General features: G+C 66.7%; 17 protein-coding genes. 11 read left to right on the plus strand and 6 right to left on the minus strand.

The annotated features are described in order from the left end of the window. Positions 1-2,805 (minus strand): PAS domain S-box protein, encoded by a 2,805-nt coding sequence (locus tag ACOYR4_RS11795; RefSeq protein WP_422846735.1) that lies wholly within the window; start codon positions 2,803-2,805, stop codon positions 1-3. Between the two features lie 122 nt (positions 2,806-2,927). Here ACOYR4_RS11795 and ACOYR4_RS11800 point away from each other — a divergent pair, with 122 nt between their 5' ends. Further along, positions 2,928-3,431 carry a flavodoxin family protein gene (locus ACOYR4_RS11800; protein WP_422846736.1) on the plus strand — a complete coding sequence of 168 codons (504 nt, stop codon included), beginning with the start codon at positions 2,928-2,930 and terminating at the stop codon, positions 3,429-3,431. Between the two features lie 111 nt (positions 3,432-3,542). Here ACOYR4_RS11800 and ACOYR4_RS11805 read toward each other — a convergent pair whose 3' ends face one another. Both ACOYR4_RS11805 and ACOYR4_RS11810 read right to left on the minus strand, forming a co-directional pair. Continuing rightward, on the minus strand, positions 3,543-4,508 hold the full coding sequence (locus ACOYR4_RS11805; protein WP_422846737.1) for a class I SAM-dependent methyltransferase: 966 nt from the start codon (positions 4,506-4,508) through the stop codon (positions 3,543-3,545). 157 nt (positions 4,509-4,665) lie between these two features. Further along, positions 4,666-5,763, minus strand: coding sequence for a GlxA family transcriptional regulator (locus ACOYR4_RS11810; RefSeq protein ID WP_422846738.1), 1,098 nt, complete (start codon positions 5,761-5,763; stop codon positions 4,666-4,668). A 138-nt stretch (positions 5,764-5,901) separates the two neighbouring features. Here ACOYR4_RS11810 and ACOYR4_RS11815 point away from each other — a divergent pair, with 138 nt between their 5' ends. Then, a complete protein-coding gene (locus ACOYR4_RS11815) occupies positions 5,902-8,274 on the plus strand; it encodes a penicillin acylase family protein (RefSeq protein ID WP_422846739.1) in 2,373 nt (790 codons plus the stop codon). Between the two features lie 21 nt (positions 8,275-8,295). Here ACOYR4_RS11815 and ACOYR4_RS11820 read toward each other — a convergent pair whose 3' ends face one another. After that, complete coding sequence (locus tag ACOYR4_RS11820; protein WP_422846740.1) at positions 8,296-8,928, minus strand: NUDIX domain-containing protein; 633 nt, start codon at positions 8,926-8,928, stop codon at positions 8,296-8,298. 158 nt (positions 8,929-9,086) lie between these two features. Between ACOYR4_RS11820 and ACOYR4_RS11825 the strand changes: the two genes are divergently transcribed. After that, the gene (locus tag ACOYR4_RS11825) at positions 9,087-9,848 is read left to right on the plus strand and encodes a DeoR/GlpR family DNA-binding transcription regulator (RefSeq protein WP_422846741.1); all 762 of its coding nucleotides are present in this window, start codon (positions 9,087-9,089) and stop codon (positions 9,846-9,848) included. 8 nt (positions 9,849-9,856) lie between these two features. Here the strand turns inward: ACOYR4_RS11825 and ACOYR4_RS11830 are convergent, their stop codons facing one another. Further along, a complete protein-coding gene (locus tag ACOYR4_RS11830; RefSeq protein WP_094286206.1) occupies positions 9,857-10,762 on the minus strand; it encodes a LysR substrate-binding domain-containing protein in 906 nt (301 codons plus the stop codon). Between the two features lie 421 nt (positions 10,763-11,183). Between ACOYR4_RS11830 and ACOYR4_RS11835 the strand changes: the two genes are divergently transcribed. Then, positions 11,184-12,134 (plus strand): DMT family transporter, encoded by a 951-nt coding sequence (locus ACOYR4_RS11835; protein ID WP_298450648.1) that lies wholly within the window; start codon positions 11,184-11,186, stop codon positions 12,132-12,134. A gap of 21 nt (positions 12,135-12,155) precedes the next feature. On the opposite strand, the gene ACOYR4_RS11840 is transcribed toward ACOYR4_RS11835, so the two are convergent. Then, the gene (locus ACOYR4_RS11840) at positions 12,156-13,202 is read right to left on the minus strand and encodes a LacI family DNA-binding transcriptional regulator (protein ID WP_422846742.1); all 1,047 of its coding nucleotides are present in this window, start codon (positions 13,200-13,202) and stop codon (positions 12,156-12,158) included. Between the two features lie 229 nt (positions 13,203-13,431). On the opposite strand from ACOYR4_RS11840, the gene ACOYR4_RS11845 reads away from it, so the two are divergent. From ACOYR4_RS11845 to ACOYR4_RS11875, 7 genes are all read left to right on the plus strand, one after another. Further along, positions 13,432-14,115: an amino acid ABC transporter permease gene (locus ACOYR4_RS11845; RefSeq protein WP_422846743.1), complete on the plus strand. Its 684-nt coding sequence runs from the start codon at positions 13,432-13,434 to the stop codon at positions 14,113-14,115. Then, positions 14,112-14,798, plus strand: coding sequence for an amino acid ABC transporter permease (locus ACOYR4_RS11850; RefSeq protein WP_422846744.1), 687 nt, complete (start codon positions 14,112-14,114; stop codon positions 14,796-14,798). The genes ACOYR4_RS11845 and ACOYR4_RS11850 overlap by 4 nt, the downstream gene beginning before the upstream one ends. A 14-nt stretch (positions 14,799-14,812) precedes the next feature. Beyond that, complete coding sequence (locus ACOYR4_RS11855; protein WP_422846745.1) at positions 14,813-15,595, plus strand: amino acid ABC transporter ATP-binding protein; 783 nt, start codon at positions 14,813-14,815, stop codon at positions 15,593-15,595. 51 nt (positions 15,596-15,646) lie between these two features. Beyond that, positions 15,647-16,447: a transporter substrate-binding domain-containing protein gene (locus ACOYR4_RS11860; protein WP_309824302.1), complete on the plus strand. Its 801-nt coding sequence runs from the start codon at positions 15,647-15,649 to the stop codon at positions 16,445-16,447. Between the two features lie 103 nt (positions 16,448-16,550). Continuing rightward, entirely contained in the window at positions 16,551-17,093 is a 543-nt protein-coding gene (locus ACOYR4_RS11865; protein WP_056644354.1) for a VOC family protein, read from the plus strand. A gap of 74 nt (positions 17,094-17,167) precedes the next feature. After that, positions 17,168-18,448, plus strand: a complete 1,281-nt coding sequence (locus ACOYR4_RS11870) for a ribulose-bisphosphate carboxylase large subunit family protein (RefSeq protein WP_422846746.1) — start codon at positions 17,168-17,170, stop codon at positions 18,446-18,448. 3 nt (positions 18,449-18,451) lie between these two features. Next, entirely contained in the window at positions 18,452-19,807 is a 1,356-nt protein-coding gene (locus ACOYR4_RS11875) for a four-carbon acid sugar kinase family protein (protein WP_422846747.1), read from the plus strand. Positions 19,808-19,881 lie beyond the last annotated feature (74 nt).

Raw genomic sequence — 19,881 nt, forward strand, 5'->3', positions numbered from 1 at the left:
TCACAAGCTGCGCTCGGCCGACACATGCCCCTTGTCGGCGTACATGGCCTGGTCCGCCGCACGCAGCAGCTCGAAGCTCGTGGTGCCGTCGCGGGGGTAAAGCGCCGTCCCCACGGCGGCCGACACACGGACCACGCGGCCCCCGCCCAGGTCAATGGGTTGTTCAATGGCCGCCATCACCCGGCTCAGCGCCTGGTCCACCTCGGCCGGGTCCTTCACGGCGGTGAGCACCAGCACAAATTCATCCCCCCCGATGCGGGCGGCCGTGTCGTTGCCCCGCACCTGCTCCAGCAGGCGGCGGCCAGTGATCTTGAGGACCTCGTCGCCCATGTCGTGCCCGTAGCGGTCATTGATGGGCTTGAAGCCGTTGAGGTCGAAATAACACACCGCTGCCTGGGTCTGGGTGCGGTCACTCAGCGCAAAGGCCTGGGTCATGCGGTCGGCCAGCAGCAGCCGATTGGGCAGGTGGGTGAGCGCATCATGGAACGCGATGTGCTCCACCTGCTCCTGGTACTGCTTCATGGCCGTGATGTCCTGCATGAGCCACAGCGACTCGCCCTGTCCCTCCAGCAACACCCCGTTGACGTCGATCCACACGATCTCGCCCGTCACCTTACGCATCCGGCGCTGCTGCCGGTAGTGCTGGCCGGAGGCCAGCACCGCATAAGCGTCGCGGCCAAAGGCCAGAAAGTCTTCCTGGTCCACGTACATCTCTTCGGTTGTGCGCCCCTGCAGCGTGCCGGGCGCATAGCCAAAGATGCGTTCCAGCGCAGGGTTGCGCCAGACGATGACGCGGTCCTTGACCTTGGCAATGCCAATCAGGTCGTTGTCCAGCATCGCCTGCTGCTCCAGGTTCAGCGTGTGCAATTGCTGGCGCGCGGCATGCAGCTCGCTCACGTCGTACATGATGGAGCGGCTCATCACGTAGTCGCCCTGCACATTGAGGATGGCGGTGGACGACACGCTCACCCGGCGCTGCTCGCCACCCCGGCCGCACAGGTTGAACTCCAGCGGCCCGATCTTGCCGTTCTGCAAGAACACCGGGAAACACGCGTTGAACAGTGCCTTGCCTTCGTCGTCGAAAAAGTCGGCCGGCCCCAGCTTGCCAATCACCTCCTCGCGCGGCAGGCCCAGCCATTGCAGGGTCAGCAGGTTCAGGTGCACGTACTTGCCTTGGCGGTCGAGCGCGTAGTACCCGCAGGGGGCGTGGTCATACAGGTCCTGGAACCGCTCGGAGGCCTGTGCCAGCTCGGCTTCGAGCTGGCGGCGCTCGGTCACGTCGCGCCCTACCGACTGCCACTCCACCAACTGGCCGTCGTCGTCATAGAGCGCCCGGTTGCTGAACTGGCACCAGCGGATGGCGCCATCGCCCGCCACCACGCGGTTTTCCACCACCACCAGGGGCTGCGCGGGGCTGACGCCCTGCAGCGCCCGCGTGACCATGGGCAGGTCGTCCGGGTGCACGATGGGCGCCCACACCTGGCCCACGACCTCGTCGCGGCGCAGGTGGAACAGCCGGCAGAACGCCTCGTTCACAAAGGTCATGCGGTTGCTGGCGTCAAACCGGCAAATCATCTCGGTCTGGTCTTCCAGGATGGAGAGATACCGCTGCTCGCTCTGGTGCAGGGCCTGCGTGCGCTCGGCCACACGGTGCTCCAGCACGGCATTGGCGCTTTGCAGCGCGGCACGCCCCTCCAGCAGGCCTTGCGCCATGTTCTCCAGGGCCGAACGCAGGTGCTGAAACTCCAGCGTCTTCACATCGACATGGAGCGCGGCCACCTGCCCGGTGGCCTGCACCTCTTGGGCGGCCTGGGCCAGGCGCTCCAGCGGCTGGCTGAATCGCCGTGCCACCGCGTAGGCCAGCCCGGCGAGCAACGCTGCCATCAGTCCCAGCAACAGTGCCAGCAGGGTGTGCAGGCGGCTGATGGGCTGCAGGGCCATCTCCAGCGGCTGCCGCGTGACCAACAACCAGCCCAGGTCGGTGGCGGTCTGCGCGCGCACCGACACGACCGCCGTCAGGTACGGCTGCGGGGATGCACCGCCCCAAGACATCACGCGGAAAGCGCCGGGCTCCGGCAGGATGGGCAAGGACGCACGGGGCTGATCCACCGCACCTTCGGTGTTGATCACGCCATCCTTGTTGACCAGCATGACCTCCAGCCCGCTCGCCAAGGGCGACGCCGGGCTGGCACGCCGGATGATGTCCTGCACCCAGGCCCAGTTCACATGGGCGGCGACCACGCCCTTGAAAGTGGAGTCCTGACCACGCACCGGCGAGGCATAGTCCATGAAGCGCAATGGCACCTGGCTGCCCGGCGCGCGCAGCAGCTTGTCCAGCAGCACCGCGTCGTGCGCATCGCCCACGTAGGGGCCCTGGCTGCCCGCGCCAAACCAGGGCCGCTGGGACACATCCTGGCCCTGCAGCAGGTTGCCCGTCGCCACCTGTACCACGCCCTGGGTGTCGGTCACACCGATCCATGAATAGAACGGATAGGACTGCCGGATCTGCTCCAGGTGGGCCTGCAGTTGCGGGTCGTAACCCGACCCCTGGGTCAGCATGGGCAGGTGGCTCAGCAGCGAAATCTCGCGCTCGCGCTCTTGCATGCCCTGGGCCAGTGCCAGCGCAATCGGCTGGCTGGAGTTCATGAGCGACTGCCCGCTCAGGTCCGTGAGCTGGCGCGTCAACAACTCGTCGGCCAGCAAGCCCACCGCCAAGCCGGTGGCCACCGCAGTACCGCCAAACAGCAGGGTCAGGCGCGCTCGCGTGGTGTGCAGCCAGCGGGACACGGAGGAAGTCAGACGCATGAAATCGGGAAATGCAGGATGCAGAACGCCTCCATTCTGTCAGCGAACCCTGCGCCGCATACGCAGTGTGGCGCAAAGCAGCGCGGGGAGAAACCCGCATGCATGTCCTCTATGCTGGCGCCATGCATGCCACCAAAACCCTGCTTGTCGTCTACCACTCCCACACCGGCGGCACCCGCCAGATGGTGGAGGCCGTCGTTGCCGGCGCCCAGGCGGCTGGCAGCGGGGTGGCGGTACGGCTCTTGCCTGCACCCGAGGCCCAGGTAGCCGATGTGCTGGCGGCCGATGGTTACCTGTTTGCCACGCCCGAAAACCTGGCGGCGGTCAGCGGCCTGCTCAAGGACTTTTTTGACCGCACCTACTACAGCGCACTCGACCAGATCAATGGCCGCCCCTATGCCAGCCTGGTCTGCGCTGGCAGCGACGGCACCAACGCCGCCCGCCAGATCGCACGGATTGCCACCGGCTGGCGCCTGCGGCCTATAGCAGACACACTGATCGTCTGCACCCACGCGCAAACGCCCGAGGCCATCCTGGGACCCAAGCAGATTGGCCCGGCCGACCTGGAGCGCTGCCGCGCGCTGGGGGAGGCCATGGCGGCGGGGCTGGGGATGGGGGTGTTTTAGAGCGGCTAACAAGACTCTTCTGGCGTCGTTGCTGTGTCTTGTCGTACTGCTCGTACTGCCTGCGACACAGCGCCTAGCCAGAACCGCTTCGCTGAGTTTTGCCAGCCGCTCTTAGGCTGCCACCGCCAGTTCAGGCGCTTGGTACAGCAGCACCTTCAGCGCGCGCTGCGGATCCACATCGGCAAACACAGGTGGATTGGCCACACGCTCCACAAACCGCAGATCGGGCGCCAGCTCCTGCATCTGGTCCTGCAAAAAGGCCAGGCCCAGCTCCGGCGCATTGAGGCACAGCAGCGCATGGCCGCCAGGGGCCAGCAGATCGGGCAGGCGGCGCATCAGGCGGGCGTAGTCCTTGGTGGCGACAAAGCTGCCCTTCTGGTAGCTGGGCGGGTCCACGATGACCAGGCCGTAGGGCCCACTGCGGTTGATCTTGCCCCAGCTGCTGAAGATGTCGTGCGGCAGGAAGGTGGCGCCCGAGGTGATGCCGTTGAGCTGGTGGTTCTGCTGCCCGATGCCGATGGCGCCATGGCTCATGTCCACATTGACCACCTGCTTGGCGCCCGCCTGTAGCGCCACCACCGAAAACGCACAGGTGTAGGCAAACAGGTTCAGCACCTTGAGCCCGTAGCGGTCCTGGCTGCGCGCGGCGGCGTAGTCATGCACCCACCGGCGGCCCGCGGCCATGTCCAGGAACAGGCCGTGGTTCTGGCCGCGAAGCACATGCACGCGGTAGCGCACGCCCGCTTCGGTGACCACATGGGGGTCGGGCACGGCACCGGCCATCAGGCGCGTTTCGCTGCGCCCTTCAATGCGCAGGGCCTCGCCCCGATGCTGGAACACCCAGTTCAGCGGCTCGCCCGCAGGTGCAATGTGAGACCAGCGCACCTGCAGCGCAGCGCCAATGGTCTCCAGTTCGGCGTCGCTGGCTGGCGCAAAGCTGGTCAGCACCAGCACCGGCGGGTACGCGTCCAGCACCCACTGCTCGCAGCCCGGAAACAGCCCACCCCGACCGTGGAAGACGCGCTGGGCGTCGGTGGGCAGGGGCATGGTGGCAATGGCGTCGAGCAGGGCTTGCATGGAGAAAAATGGCGGCAAAAAACAGTTTGAGAATCAAAACGGCACCAAGCGCTAGTAAATCGTGCCTGAGCAGCTATTGATTCAATAGCAATGCCGCATTATCGCCGCCGGCACTGGCGCTAACACCCACCAGCGACTGCGAATGCCATCGGCCTGCCTAGACCAGCGAATCGTCGCCAGGCAGCCCCTGCCGCCCTAGCCACTGCTTGCGCGATGTACGCAGCTTGAAGCGCTGGCGGTAGGCCCCTGGCGTCACCCCCGCCACGCGGGTGAACACCTTGCGAAAACTGCCCGTGTCGTTGTAGCCGCATTGCTGCGCCACATCGTCCACCGTCAAGTAGGTGGTCTGCAGCAGCGCCTGGGCCTGGGCCGTGCGCAGCCGGTGCAGGTAGTCCTGCGGTGTTTCGCCGTGCACCTGGGCAAACCAGCGCAGCAAGGTGCGCGGGCTGGTGGCGGCGGCCCGGGCCGTGGCCTGCAGGCTGTAGGGCTCGTTGCGGTGGTCCTGCAGCCAGCGCCGCGCCTGCTCCAGCGCGCCCGCCGCCAGGGGGTGGCCCGTAGGGGTCTCCATGGCGGTGGTGGCGGTCAGCTGGCGCTGGGGGTCGAACAGCAGCGCGTGCGATGCGGCATGCGCCAGCTCGGCCGCAGGTGTCTGGGCCAGCAGGTCCAGCATGGCCGCCAGGGTGTCCTGCAGCGAGGCCGTGGTCCACAGGGCGCCATCGCGCTGCCAGGTTCGCTCCCGCTGCCAGATCACTTCCGCCACATTGGCTGTCTTGGCGCCGCTCTCGCTGGACTGCAGCACGATGGACGGCGCAAACACCCAGGGCAACGCCGCCTTGCGCCCCGCCAGCAGGCCACAGTGCGCCAGCAGGCTGGACCCGTTGAACAGCGCTGCCACCAGCCCGCCCCGCTGCAGGTGGCCCCGCAGCATGGCGCCAAAGTGCTGGCTGTAGCGTTGACTGATCTCGCGCAATTGCGGCCCGGTGGGGACCAGCCAGCCGGGGATGACGACCACATCCAGTGCCTCAGGGCCCAGGTCTGCGCCGGGCACCGGCGGCGGTGTGGCATCGCGCTCCTGCGGCATGCGCAGCCAGAACCAGCGCACCACAGGCTGCGCGCCCCCAGGGCGCATCGCCGCCAGCATGTTCATGGCGCGCAGGGCGTCCACTGCAGCGGCGGCGGTGCTAGCAATGCTGCCGTGCCCCCAGAGGATGCCCACGTTCAGGCAGGACGGCAGTGCAGTTTTGGCAGTCGGCATGGTGGCGATCTTGCCACCCTTTGTGGCCAAACCGCCACCGCTTGACAGTGTTACCGGGCAGTAGCATGACCATGCGACGACAGCGCCACGCAGCCATTGCCCTGCGTTGCGGGACCACACAAACGGAGACACCCACCCATGCACGAACCCTCAACCCATCGCAGCCTTTCAATGGCCCTGACCACCCTGGCAGCGGCCTGCACCGCCCTCTTCCTGGCGGGCTGCGCCAGCCAGCCCGGAGGTGCAGGCGCAAACCGCAGCGTGACCATCGAGCGCACCACCTACGGCATTCCGCACATCACCGCCAACGACCCAGAATCGCTGGCTTACGGCGTGGCGTACGCCTACGCGCAAGACAACGTCTGCATGACGGCCGACCAGCTCGTCACAGCACGCGGCCAGCGCAGCAGCACCTTCGGCGCGCAGACCATCGGGCTGCTGGGCCGCCGCTACATCCCCAACGCGCAGATCGACCTGTTCATGGCAGCCCACATGGACGACGCCATGCTGGAGCGCGCCTGGGCCCAGACCAGTGCCGAAACGCAGGCCATGGCGCGTGGTTATGTGGCGGGCTACAACCGCTTCCTGGCCGACAACGCCGCCACCCTGCCCGATGCCTGCCGGGGCAAGCCCTGGGTGCAGCCCATGACCCTGGCCCAATACCGCCGCATGGCCGAGGTGGTGGCCGTGCAGGCCGGTATTGCTGCGCTGGCCGATGGCATGCTGGGCGCCCAGCCGCCCGCGGCCAAGGCGGCGCAGGCACCCGCCTCTGACGTGAACCTGGCCGATGCCGCCCAGGCGCTGCGCGATGTGGGCCTGCTCGACTCGCCCCTGGGCTCCAACGCTTGGGCCTTTGGCAAGGACGTGACGGTCAACGGCAGCGGCATGCTGCTGGGCAACCCGCACTTCCCGTGGAGCGGCCCCAACCGTTTCTATGAAATGCACCTCACCATCCCCGGCCAGATGGACGTGATGGGCGTGGGCATTGGCACCTATCCCATGGTCTCCATCGGCTTCAACAAGGACGTGGCCTGGTCTCACACGGTGTCCACCGGCAAGCGCTTTACGTTCTACGAAGTGACGCTGGCCGAGGGCGACCCCACCACCTACCTGGTGGACGGCAAGCCCGAGAAGATGACCGCCCGCAAGGTCAGCGCCCAGATCCCCGGCCCGGACGGCAAGCTGCAGACGCAAGAGCACACGGTGTGGTCCACCCGCTGGGGCCCGCTGGTGGTGGTGCCCCGCGCGGGCCTGACCTGGAACGCCAAGACCGCCTACGCCCTGCGTGACGCCAACACCGGCAACACCCGCATGATGGATGCAGCCCTGGCCTTTGCGCGTGCCCGCTCGGTACAAGACCTGCACAAGGCCCACGCCAACCTGGGCCTGCTCTGGGTGAACACCCTGGCCGCCGACCGCAGCGGCCAGGCCATGTATGCCGACGTGAGCGTGGTGCCCGATGTGGATGCCGCACAGCTCGCCCGCTGCGCACCCAGCCAGCCCGCCGCCGCGCTGCGCGCCGCTGCGGGCCTGGTGGTGCTGAACGGATCACGCGCTGACTGCGACTGGCGCCGCGACAGCGCATCGCCCGTGCCGGGGCTCATCCCCATCGGCCGCATGCCCGTGGCCTTCCGCACGGACTGGGTGCACAACAGCAACGACAGCTTTGTCTACACCCACCCCGGCCAGAAGTTTGAGGGCATCTCACCCCTGGTGGGCGACGCCAGCCTGACCCGGCCGCGCACCCGTGCCGGGCTGGCCGAGATTCCTGAAATGCTCGGCCGGGGCAAGGTCACGCTGCAGGCCATTCAGGGCCAGTTGTTTGAGAACCGCAACTTCATGGCCCAGGTGGTGGTGCCCGACCTGCTGGCCGCGTGTGACAAGGCCCCCACGGCCGAATCCCGTGACGGCTGCGCGGCCCTGAAAGGCTGGGACCGTCGCAACAACGTGGATGCCCGCGGCGCCCATGTGTTCCGCGAGTTCTGGCGCACCGCGCGCAACATCCCCGGCGTGCACCGCGTGCCCTTCGACCCTGCGCAACCCGTGGCCACCCCGGCAGGCCTGAAGATGGATGACGCCACCACCGCCGCAAAGGTGTGGGAGGCGCTGGACGGCGCCGTCAAGGCCATCCGCACCAGCGGCTACACGCTCGACGCCACGCTGGGCAGCGTGCAACGCCCCGCCATCACCGAAGAAGCGATTGCGCTGCACGGCGGTGAGGAGTTTGAAGGCGTGCTCAACAACCTGGGCCGCCAGGAGCCCGCGCCCATCAACAAGGCAGGCTTGCGCATCGACTACGGCACCAGCTATGTGCAGACCGTGACCTTCGACGCCAAGGGCCCGGTGGCCCAGGCCATCCTGACCTACGGCCAGTCCACCAACCCTGCATCGCCCCACGCCAATGACCAGATGCGCGAGTTCTCGGCCAAGCGCTGGCACACCCTGCCCTTCCAACGCGACGACGTGGTGAAGGCGCGCGTGGGCGAACCGCTGCGGCTGGTGCGGCCCTGATGACCTGCGGGCGCCGCCTTTTTACAGGGCGGTGCCTCGCAGCTCCAAGGCCACGTGCTGCAGCAGCATGATGGTCTTGCCATCCTGGATCGTGCCGTTGGCAATGCCCGCCAGGGCGTCGGCCAGCGGCATCTCAATCACCTCAATGTCCTCGCCCTCTCCCTCCAGGCCACCGCCGCTGAGGATGCGGTCGCCGGGTTCGTACTCCGCCACGAAGAGGTGCAGCTTTTCCGTCACCGAGCCCGGGCTCATGTACGCCTCGAACACCTTGCGCGGCTGGCGCACGCGGTAGCCGGTTTCTTCCTCGGCCTCGCGGCGGATGCAGGTTTCGGGGTCATCACCGTCGAGCAGGCCTGCGCAGGTCTCGATCAACAGACCATCGGCGCAGCCGTTGAGAAAGGCGGGCAGCCGGAACTGGCGCGTCAGCACCACGGTGCTGCGACGCGGGTCGAACAACAGCAGTGCGGCGCCATTGCCCCGGTCGTAGGCCTCGCGGCTCATCGTCTGCCATTGGCCGTCGCGCCTGCGCAGCGAGCAGGTGACCTTGCGCAGCACGTACCAGTTGTCGGAGAGCACCTGCACATCCAGCAGCTTCACATGCTCGGAGCGGGCGTTCAGCTCGGCGATGGGGACATCGGGCACGGCGCGGCTCATGCAAGGCTCCCTTTTGGCCGGCTTGGGTGGTGACATACGGCGGGCGCCTGCAGGAAGGCAGTGTGGTCTGGTGGTAAGTACATGGTTTTGACAAGATTGATTTACGCAATATCATGCACAAACATGCAACTTCGTGCAATCACCGGATTTAACCCTTCATGCTGACCACCCAACGCAAACAGCTGCTGCTGGCTCGACTTCAGCAAGACGGCCAGATCGTGGCCAAGGCCTTCAGCGAGGAGCTGGGCATCTCGGAAGACACCGTGCGGCGCGACCTGCGCGAACTGGCTGCGGAGGGCCGCTTGCAGCGCGTGCACGGCGGCGCCCTGCCCGCCTCGGCCGCAGTGGGCAGCTTGCGGGTGCGTGAGCAACTGGCCCCCGAAGACAAACGCGCCCTGGGCCGCGCCGGGGCAGCGCTGGTGTTGCCCGGCCAGGTGGTGATCCTGGATGGGGGTACCACGTCGTTGCAGGTGGTGCAGCACCTGCCGCTGGACTTGCGCGCCACCGTGGTCACGCACAGCCCCACCGTAGCGGTGGCGCTGGCTGGGCACACGCAGGTGGATGTGCTGATGCTGGGAGGGCGGTTGTTCCGCCACTCCATGGTGAATGTGGGTGCCAGCGTGGTCGAGGCCGCCGCCCAGTTGCAGGCCGACCTGTACCTGATGGGCGTGACCGGCGTGCATGCCGAGGCCGGTCTGACCACGGGAGATTTTGAAGAAGCCGCCGTCAAACGTGCCCTGCACCAGCGGGCGGCAGAAACGGTGGTGCTAGCCTCGATCGACAAGCTGGGCACGGCATCGCCATTCAGTGTGGCCCCCTTGCGCGAACTAGCCGCGTTGGTAGTGCCTGCCACCACGCCGCAGGTCCTGCGCAAAAAGCTGCAGGCCGGTGGAGCCAAGGTGGAGGTTGCTGCAGGTTGATCAGGCCATCAGACAGTAGCGGTGCCAGCGCCCAGGCGCAGATGTGAGACCAGGGCTGCAGCAAAGCCCGTCAGTACCGCCCCCTTGCGCACGCAGATCTGCAGATCGCGCTGCGCCCAGGGTTCGTCCAGCTCCACCAGCACCGGCGGCTCGCTCAGGCCCGCCACCTGCAGGGCCGCACCCCGGGGCACCAGGCCGATGCCCACGCCCGCGCCCACCATGCGGCACACGGCCTCGAAGCTGCGCACCTGAATGCGCACATCCAGGTGCCGCCCCAGCGCGGCGGCGGCATTGGTCGTGAAGGTGTGGATGGCCGAGCCCGCGTGCAGCATCACAAAGGCCTGGTCCAGCACCTCGGCAAAGCCCACGCGGCCACGCCCTGCCAGTGCATGGCCTGCGGGCACGATGAGCACCAGGCGGTCCTGCCGGTAGGGCGCCAGCTCCACCCCGGCGCCCGTGCCGCTGTCTGCCAGCACGCCCACCTCGATTTCGCCATTGGCCACGGCCACCACAATTTCGGCGCTGGTGCGCTCTTCCAGGCTCACGCTGACCTGGGGGTGCCGCTTGAGAAAGCCCGCCAAGTCGTCCGGCAAAAAGGTATGGGTGGCATGTGTGTTGGCCCACAGGCTCACATGGCCGCGAATGCCGGTGGCAAAGGGCGAGAGGTTGGCATGCATCTGCTCAATGCTGGCCAGCACTTGGCGGGCGTTGCGCAGCAGTGCCTCGCCTGCACGGGTCAGCGCCACGCCGCGCGTCTGGCGCTCAAACAGCGAGGTGTTCAGCGCCTCCTCCAGCCGCCGCAGCCGGTGGCTGGCCGACGACGGCGCCAGGTAGGCACGTGCGGCGCCGCGTGTGAGGTTGCGCTCTTCGGCAATGGCGACAAACAGGCGCAGGTCGGTGAGGTCGTAGTTCAAAGCGGGCTTTCAGAACGTGTTCACGATATCGCAGGGGATCGCGTTGGAGCGAAATCGGGATGAGTGGATGCTTCGGATGCGCAGCATGGGCTCGTGCCCATGCAAGCGGCCGGGGCGTCCAATCACCCGATTTCGCTCCAACCCTTCGGGCAGTGGTCTTTGCGGGCGGGTCTGCAGCGTTGCGGCGCTTGTGGATAGCCGAGCTATCCACTGCGTACCGCGCCTTGCATCCCATCCCGCAAAGACCGCTGCGCGACCCCTGAGAGATCGTGAACACGTTCTTAACGTTCGTCATTAACGAACGCATGGTTGCTGGATCAGCAATTGTGCCTTGCAGCATTCGAAGGCAGGATGCCAGCCATCCCGATACAAAGTACGCAAATCGTTCGGTCAAACCGCACGAAACGCGCTGACCCGACACATGCCCTGGAAAAACTGGTCCTCCGAACGCCTTGGTCTCGCCCTCGCCATCCTCGCGGCGCTGGGTTTCTCGTTCAAAGCCATCTTTGTGAAGCTGGCCTATGCCGTGCCCCAGGCCGTACCGGTGGATTCCGTCACCCTGCTGTGCCTGCGCATGGCGTTTTCGGTGCCCGTGTTCGCCTGGGTGGGCTGGCGCGCCAGCCGCAACCTGGCCCCGCTGGCGGGGCGCGACTGGCTGGCCATCGTGGCACTGGGCCTGCTGGGGTACTACGGCGCGAGCATTCTCGACTTCATCGGCCTGCAGTACATCACCGCCAGCCTGGAGCGGCTGATCCTCTTCACCTACCCCACGCTCACCATCGTGATCGGCGTGCTCTTCATGGGCAAGCGGGCATCTCGCCGGGAGCTGGGGGCGCTGTTGTTGTCCTACGCAGGCATTGGCCTGGCCTTTGCGCACGACCTGCATGTGGCGGGCGATTCACACGCCGTGTTGGTAGGCGCAGGGTTTGTGTTTGGCTCGGCCGTCTCGTATGCGTTCTACCAGGCGGGCAGCGAGCCGGCCATACGCCGCATGGGCGCGGCGCGCTTCACGGCGCTGGCGATGCTGGTCTCCACGGGCGCCACACTGCTGCATTTTGTGGTGTCGCAGCCTGCGGGTGCGCTGGTGCAGCCCGCGCCGGTCTACCTGCATGCGCTGGGCATGGCCGTGTTCTCCACGGTGTTGCCGGTGTTCATGACCTCGGCCGCCATCCGCCGCATCGGCGCCTCCAAGACCGCGCTGATCGGCACTCTGGGGCCTATCCTGACGATCTTTTTTGGTGTCTGGCTGCTGGATGAACCGTTGACCTGGTGGCAGATGGGTGGTGCGGCGCTGGTGCTCGCGGGGGTGATGCTGATCGGGCGCCGCAGCGCACCGACACCCTTGCCGAAGGCTGCCAAGCCTGCAATGTAGGCCCGCCGTCGGCCAGACTGGCTAGGGCAGGTTTTCCCGAAAGATGACCTGGCTGCGAGTGGCCTCCACGCCGCTCGTGGCGTCCCGCCCGTCCCGCAGGTTGGCAAAGATGCGCACGCAGTTCATCACCGCGCCGAGCGGGTTCTGGGTGATGACCGCATCCATGGTGCCGTCGATCAGCAGCGCGCGGGTGTCCGGCGTGAGGCCGTGGCCGATGAAGACCACCTTGTGCTCCAGCCCAGCTTCCTTGAGGGCGCGGCCGATGCCTTCGGCGCCGCCGCCGATGTTGTAGATGCCGGCCAGGTCCGGGTGCTGCTCCAGCAGGCTGCGCGCCTGCTGGTAGTTGCGCTCGGCGTCGTCCTGGCCCTCGCGCACGCCCACCACCTGCACCAGCGGAAACTGCTCTTCAAACAAGTGCAGAAAGCCCGCCTCGCGCTCCTCGTGCGCACGGTAGCGCAGCGAGCCCACGATCATCGCCACGCGCGCGTTGCGGCCGTGCGCCAGCGGGCCCATGAAGCGGGCAATGAGGTAGCCGGCGGTACGGCCCGCCGCGCGGTTGTCCAGCCCCACATAGGCCGCCCGGCGCGAACTCGACAGGTCCGAGATCAGCGTGACGGTGGGCACGCCCTGTTCGGCCAGTTGCGCCACGGCCTCGCGCACCACGGGGTGCTCCAACGCCATGAAGGCAATGCCGTCGCAGCGCTTGCCGTGGTGCAGCAGCGCTTTGGCCAAAGCATCCGGGTTGAAGCTCTCGATGTAGGCCGCCTGGCAGCGCACGTTAAAGGGTGCCCAGTGCTCCTGCGCGTAGCCGATCACATCGCCCAGCATCTGCAAAAAGCGGTTGCTGCCCTCGGGGATCAGCACCATCAAACGCAGGGGCTGCGGCTGGGCCTGCAGCGTCGCTTGCGCCTCTGCCTGCGGCAAATACCCAAGGCTGATGGCCGCCTGCATCACGCGCTGCACGGTGGCGCTGCGCACGCCCGCGCGCTGGTTGAGCACCCGGTCCACCGTGGCGGTGGAGACGCCGGACAACTGGGCGATATCGGGGATGCGGGGGTGTTTGGACATAAAAATCAATCAAAATCCATCATTGCATTTGCTGGCATTTGATGGATTCTGCGGATAGTATCACTGCAGTTTCGGTGCCGAAAGGCATCAAATTCGATCAGTACAAACCCTAGATTGCGGCGGCACAGACCGACTGCACAGGAGACAAGCCCATGCCTGCTATCCCTTCTTCCTTCCGCCGACACGCGCCCTGCACCGCCCGCCTGGGCTAGATCGCTGCTGCGGCTCCATGCAATACGAATTCGACTTTGCCAGCGTGCTGGCGAACTGGCCCCAGTTTCTGCAAGGGGCTTGGATGACCATCCTGCTGTCCTTCCCGGCCACCGTCTTCGGCTTTGTCGGCGGCACGCTTCTGGCCATTGGCCGGCGCGGCCACCCCCTTTGGGTGGCCAAGGCCTGTGGCGCCTACGTGGAAGTGCTGCGCAACACGCCGCTGCTGGTGCAGGTGTTCCTGGTGTTCTTTGGCCTGGCCAGCCTCGGCTGGAAAGTGCCAGCGTTTGCGGCGGCGCTGCTGACGCTGGTGATCAACGTGGCGGCCTACACCTGCGAAATCATGCGCGCCGGCATGGACTCGATCCACAAGGGCCAGATCGAGGCCGCCGAATGCCTGGGCCTGACGCGGCGGCAGGTGTACTGGCATGTGGTGCTGCGCCCGGCCATGGAGAAGGTCTACCCCGCGCTCACCAGCCAGTTTGTGCTGCTAATGCTGGCCTCGTCCATCACCTCGCAGATCTCGGTGGAGGAGCTCACGGCCATCGCGGCCCGCGTGCAGTCTGAAACCTTCCGCCCCTTCGAGGCCTACATCCTGGTCGCCGTGGCCTACCTGGTGCTGTCGCTGCTGATGCGTGCCGGGCTGTGGCTGTTCGGCCAGATCGTGTTCACGCGCCAACGCAAACTGAGGAGCGCCAAATGATCGACGGCGGACTGAATGCCTACCACCTGCAGTACCTGCTGTTCGGCGCGCTGTGGACCATCGGCCTGTCGCTGATCGCCTTTGTGGGCGGCGGCCTGGCCGGGGGCGTGATTGCGCTGTGCCGCGTCAGCCCCATCAAGGCGGTGCGCTGGGCCACTATTGCGTGGATCCAGATCATCCAGGGCACGCCGCTGCTGGTGGTGCTGTTCCTGTGCTACTTCGGCCTGTCCATCATGGGGCTGGAGCTGCCCGCCATCGTGGCCGCCAGCATCGCGATGATTGTTTACGTCAGCGCCTACCTGGGCGAGATCTGGCGCGGCTGCATCGAATCGGTGCCGCGCACGCAGTGGGAGGCGGCCGAATGCCTGGCCCTGTCGCGCACCCAGCGCATGCGCCTGGTGGTGCTGCCCCAGGCGGTGCGCATTGCCACCCCGCCCACGGTGGGCTTCATGGTGCAGATCGTCAAGAACACATCGCTCGCGTCCATCGTGGGGTTCATCGAGCTGGTGCGTGCCGGGCAGCTCATCAACAACTCCATCTTCCAGCCGTTCACCGTGTACCTGGTGATTGCCATCGTGTACTTCGCGATGTGCTACCCGCTGTCGGTCTGGAGCCGCAAGCTGGAGCAGCGCCAGCAGTTTGGAAACCGTGGCACAGCCACCCCTTCTGTGACCACCGCATGAAACGAGAAGACACCATGAACCTCGCCCGAGACGCTGCCGCGCAACCCTCCCAGCCAGCGGCTTCGCCTGCGCCCACCGTCGTTGAGCTGAAGGATGTGCACAAGCGCTTTGGCAGCAACCAGGTGCTCAAGGGCGTGTCGTTTTCCATTCCCAAGGGCCAGGTCGTGGCCATCATTGGCAAGAGCGGGTCGGGCAAAAGCACAGCGCTGCGCTGCATCGACCGGCTGGAGATCATCGACAGCGGCACCATCCACGTGTGCGGCCACGCGGTGCACGACCCGGCCATCGACCTGCGCCAGCTGCGCCAGGACGTGGGCATCGTGTTCCAGAGCTACAACCTGTTCCCGCACCTGACGGTGGAGCAGAACATCACGCTCGCGCCCAAGGCCGTCAAGAACCTGCCCGCCGCCCAGGCGCGCGCCATTGCCGCCCGCACCCTGCAGCAGGTGGGCCTGGCCGACAAGGCGCAGGCCTACCCCGAGCAGCTATCGGGCGGCCAGCAGCAGCGCGTGGCCATTGCCCGGTCGCTGGCCATGGAGCCGCAGGTGATGCTGTTCGACGAAGTGACCTCGGCGCTGGACCCGCAGCTTACCGGTGAGGTGCTGCGCGTCATCGAATCGCTGGCCCAGGGCGGCATGACCATGGTGCTGGTCACCCACGAGATGGAATTCGCCGCGCGCGTGGCCGACACCGTGATCTACATGCACGAGGGCAAGGTCTGGGAGACCGGCCCCGGCGACATGCTGAAGAACCCGCAAACGGCCGAGCTGCGCGACTTTCTGTCGCACGGGCTGTGATCCGTTCCCTTTTTTGATTCCCTTGCCAAAAACCACCAGGAGACATTTCACATGACCGCTTCCCGCACCCGCATCCTGCGCCGCGCCCTGCTCGCCACCGCCGCAGCCGCCCTGTGCCTGCCCGCCATGGCAGACCTGGCCGAGATCAAGTCCGCAGGCAAACTGCGCGTGGGCATCGACTTTGGCGCGCCGTTCTATGGCTATGTGGACGAGAAGATGAAGCCCGTGGGCTCGGACGTGGAAGCGGCCGAGTTGCTGGCCAAGGACCTGGGCCTGACGCTGGAGATCGTCAACACCACCAACTCCGCGCGCATCCCCAACCTGCTGTCGAACAAGGTGGACCTGATCATCTCGTCGCTCTCCATCACGCCCGAGCGCCAGAAGGCCGTGGACTTCTCCATGCCCTACGGCGCCATCCAGGCGGCCGTGGGCGCGCCCAAGAGCCTCAAGCTCACCAGCATCGACGACCTGGCCGGCAAGACCGTGGCCGTGACGCGCGGCGGCCCGCAGGACAAGATCCTGACCGAGCGCGCGCCGCAGGCCAAGGTGGTGCGCTTTGACGATGAATCCGCCTCCATCACCGCCGCTGCCACGGGCCAGGCCGACATCGTGGCCATCACGCCGCCCATCATCGCGGCCATCGCCAAGAAGAACCCCGCCCGCGAGTTCGAGACCAAGTTCATCCTGCAGTCCTACCAGCTGGGCATCGCCATGCGCAAGGGCCAACCCGAGCTGATGAAGGCCGTCAACGGCTGGATCAAGACCAACCTGACCAACGGCAAGCTCAACGACATCCACCTGAAGTACGCGGGCGTGCCGATCCCCAAGGAAATCATCGACGGCGCCAAGTAAGCGCCTTCCAACCCAGCGCCGTGGGGCGGCATGACGGGCGGTGGGCGATGCCACCCGCCCGGCTGCGCCCTGCCCTGCACCATCACCATCAAAGGAAATTCTTATGAGCCGTCATTTCGGCGCCATCCGCCAGCTGGGCTATGTGGTCCACGACATCGAAGCCGCCATGGACTACTGGAGCAAGACCCTGGGCGTGGGCCCCTGGTTCTACAACCCCAAGGTTCCGATCAAGAACTACGTCTACCGGGGCGAGTCGCACGAACCGCACAACTCGGTGGCGCTGGCCAACTCGGGCTACGTGCAGGTCGAGCTGATCCAGACCCGCAACGACGTGCCCTCGATGTACCGCGACTTTTTGCAGGCCGGGCGCACCGGGCTGCAGCACGTGGCCTACTGGACCAGCGACTACGACGCGGACTTGGCGCGCCTGACTGCCCAGGGCTTCAAGGCGGTGATGAGTGGCGAGGTGGGCGAAAAGGGGCGGTTTGTGTACTTCGACACCGAATACCACCCCGGCACGGTGATCGAGCTGTCGGAAGTGGCCGGCCCCAAAGGCCGCATGTTTGACCTGATCCGCGCCGAGTCGGAAACCTGGGACGGCAAGACCGACCCGGTACGGCCCTTCCCGGACCTCTCCAAGATCTGATTTCAAGCCAAATAGCCCTCTAGTGCCTATTGATAAAGCGCTAGTAGCTATCAAAACCATAGTGCACTGTGCCCATGTCTCCAGACCGCTTTGAAGCCACCTACCTGATCGAAACCCCGCTGGACCCCGCCCAGGTGGCTGAAGTGCTGGCGGGCGAGCAATCGTGTGGCACCTTCACCCGGGTGGAGGGCGAGACCGATGCGCTGCGCGAACGCGCCCGCGCCACGGTCGAATTCATCGACCTGCTGGACGTGGCACCCGCCCCCTCGCTGCCCAACGGCTGGATGCAGCGGCGCGGCATGTTCGGCACGCCGCAGACCTGGCAGCGCGCCCGGCTGCGCGTGAGCTTTCCGTGCGGCAACATCGGCCCCAACCTGCCGACGCTGGCGGCCACGGTGTCGGGCAACCTGTTCGACCTGGGCGAGGTCACCGGCTTGCGACTGGAGTCGATGAAGCTGCCGCGCGCCTACCGCGAGCAGTTTGATATGCCCCGCCAAGGTATTGCAGGCACACGCGCGCTGACCGGCGTGCAGGGCCGCCCGCTCATCGGCACCATCATCAAACCCAACGTGGGCCTGTCGGCCGAAGAAACCGGTGACCTGGCAGGCCGCCTGTGCGCCGCTGGGGTGGACTTCATCAAGGATGACGAGGTGTGCGCCAACCCGGTGCACGCCCCGCTGGCCGACCGCGTGAAATCCGTGATGCGCCGTGTGCGGGCCCACCAGGACAAGACCGGCAAGCTCGTGATGGTGGCGTTCAACATCACCGACGAGACCGACGCCATGCGCCGCCACGCCGATCTGATTGCCGCCGAAGGTGGCAGCTGTGTGATGGTCAGCCTGAACTGGTGCGGCTACTCCGCCGTGCAAACGCTGCGCCGCCACACCTCGCTGGCGCTGCACGGCCACCGCAACGGCTACGGCGCCCTGTCGCGCCACCCGCTGCTGGGCTTTTCGTTCAACGCCTGGCAGACGCTGTGGCGCTTGGCGGGTGTGGACCACATGCATGTGCACGGTCTGCAGGGCAAGTTCTCGCAGACCGATGAGGAAGTGATCGAGTCCGCCCACGACACACTGGCCCCGCTGTGCGAAGGGCTGGACGACCGCGTGCTGCCCGCCTTTTCCAACGGCCAGTGGGCCGGCACGGTGCCCGCCACCTGGGACAGCGTGCGCAGCAACGATCTGCTGTTCATGTCCGGCGGCGGCATCCTGGCCCACCCCGATGGCGCGGCCGCTGGCGTGGCCAGCCTGCAGCAGGCCTGGGACGCGGTGCAGAACGGCGAGACGCTGGCCCAGCGCGCGGAACATGCTGCTGAACTGCGCCACGCCATTGACTTCTTTGGCAAGAAGCACTGAACCATGTCCACCACAGCTCCCCGGTTTGGCTGGTACGGCGACGACTTCACGGGCGCCACGGACACGTTGGCCGTGCTGGCCCAGGCGGGCCTGCGGTCCATGCTGTTCATGGGCGTGCCCAGCGCAGAAGCTCTGGTCGCCGCCGGGCCGCTGGACGCCGTGGGCATTGCAGGCGCCGCGCGCGCCATGCCGCCTGAGGCCATGCGCGCCGAACTGGCCCCCGTGGGCCGCTTTTTCAGGCAGATCGCGCCCACCGTGTTGCACTACAAGGTGTGCTCCACCTTCGACAGCGCTCCGCATGTCGGCAACATCGCCTGCGCCATCGAAACGCTGCACCCCAACGTGGACAACCGCTGGGTGCCCATCCTCGGCGGCCAGCCCAGCCTCGGCAGGTACTGTGCATTCAGCAACCTGTTTGCAGCAGCCGGCACGGGGGGAGCCGTCTACCGCATTGACCGGCACCCGACGATGCACCAGCATCCGGTGACGCCCATGGCCGAGGCCGACTTGCGGGTGCACCTGGCGCAGCAGGGTTTGCAAGGCATCACGGCACTGCATTACCCGCAGTACGAAGCAGACACCTTGCCCGGCTCTCTGAAAACCCTGCTGGACCTTGGCGCGAGCGCTGCGCCCGATATACCGAATGTGTCCGACGCGCCATTCGTGCCTACGCTGCTGGACCTGACCAGTGCAGACCAGTTGGCCAGCGTGGGGCGCCTGCTGTGGCAACAAGCCCAACGCGCCCGCTTGCTCGCTGTAGGGCCCAGCTCCGTGGCGCAGGCGCTGATCGCGTGCTGGGGCACCCAGACCAGCCAACCCGCCCCTGCCTTGGCACCATCGCCTGGCCCTGTGTTCGCTTGGGCGGGCAGCCTGTCACCCATCACAGCGGCCCAGGTCCAGGCCGCAACGTCTTATCAGCGCATCCCGGTGGAAGCGCATCGGCTGACCCATGACACCGACTACGCCCAGGCCGCCCAACGCGCAATATGCGCCGGGCTGCAGCAGGGCCATCACGTGCTGGCCTACACAGGTCCCACGGACGGCGCTTCTGCTCCGTCCAGTGGCGCTTCGGCGGCCGTCGCCCCCGCCAGTGCGGCCCTGGTCGCCCGCGTGGTGCAGGCGCAGGCCGACAACGGCACGCCGCTGGGGCGCATTGGCATTGCAGGGGGCGATACCTCCAGCCACGCAGTGCAGGCGCTGCAGCTGTGGGGGCTGTCGTACCACACCACGGTCTGCCCCGGGGTCACGCTAAGCCGCGCGCACAGCACAGATCCGTCGCGCCACGGGCTAGAGCTGATGCTCAAGGGGGGACAGATGGGCGGAACGGACCTTTTCGAAAGACTGCTGGGCGCGGGCTGACGGAAATATCCAGGCGTTAAAAAGCCCGCTCAAGGCGGGCTGGCTGACGGGCCTTGTGCGGAGGCCTGAGAGGA

Origin of the sequence: Acidovorax sp. M14 (assembly GCF_049331375.1) — a bacterium.
Taxonomy (GTDB): domain Bacteria; phylum Pseudomonadota; class Gammaproteobacteria; order Burkholderiales; family Burkholderiaceae_C; genus Acidovorax.

Coding starts and splice junctions, on each gene's coding strand:
- ACOYR4_RS11795 (WP_422846735.1), bottom strand. CDS start 2,805: ATGCGTCTGACTTCCTCCGTGTCCCGCTGGCTGCACACCACGCGAGCG.
- ACOYR4_RS11800 (WP_422846736.1), top strand. CDS start 2,928: ATGCATGCCACCAAAACCCTGCTTGTCGTCTACCACTCCCACACCGGC.
- ACOYR4_RS11805 (WP_422846737.1), bottom strand. CDS start 4,508: ATGCAAGCCCTGCTCGACGCCATTGCCACCATGCCCCTGCCCACCGAC.
- ACOYR4_RS11810 (WP_422846738.1), bottom strand. CDS start 5,763: ATGCCGACTGCCAAAACTGCACTGCCGTCCTGCCTGAACGTGGGCATC.
- ACOYR4_RS11815 (WP_422846739.1), top strand. CDS start 5,902: ATGCACGAACCCTCAACCCATCGCAGCCTTTCAATGGCCCTGACCACC.
- ACOYR4_RS11820 (WP_422846740.1), bottom strand. CDS start 8,928: ATGAGCCGCGCCGTGCCCGATGTCCCCATCGCCGAGCTGAACGCCCGC.
- ACOYR4_RS11825 (WP_422846741.1), top strand. CDS start 9,087: ATGCTGACCACCCAACGCAAACAGCTGCTGCTGGCTCGACTTCAGCAA.
- ACOYR4_RS11835 (WP_298450648.1), top strand. CDS start 11,184: ATGCCCTGGAAAAACTGGTCCTCCGAACGCCTTGGTCTCGCCCTCGCC.
- ACOYR4_RS11840 (WP_422846742.1), bottom strand. CDS start 13,202: ATGTCCAAACACCCCCGCATCCCCGATATCGCCCAGTTGTCCGGCGTC.
- ACOYR4_RS11845 (WP_422846743.1), top strand. CDS start 13,432: ATGCAATACGAATTCGACTTTGCCAGCGTGCTGGCGAACTGGCCCCAG.
- ACOYR4_RS11850 (WP_422846744.1), top strand. CDS start 14,112: ATGATCGACGGCGGACTGAATGCCTACCACCTGCAGTACCTGCTGTTC.
- ACOYR4_RS11855 (WP_422846745.1), top strand. CDS start 14,813: ATGAACCTCGCCCGAGACGCTGCCGCGCAACCCTCCCAGCCAGCGGCT.
- ACOYR4_RS11860 (WP_309824302.1), top strand. CDS start 15,647: ATGACCGCTTCCCGCACCCGCATCCTGCGCCGCGCCCTGCTCGCCACC.
- ACOYR4_RS11865 (WP_056644354.1), top strand. CDS start 16,551: ATGAGCCGTCATTTCGGCGCCATCCGCCAGCTGGGCTATGTGGTCCAC.
- ACOYR4_RS11870 (WP_422846746.1), top strand. CDS start 17,168: ATGTCTCCAGACCGCTTTGAAGCCACCTACCTGATCGAAACCCCGCTG.
- ACOYR4_RS11875 (WP_422846747.1), top strand. CDS start 18,452: ATGTCCACCACAGCTCCCCGGTTTGGCTGGTACGGCGACGACTTCACG.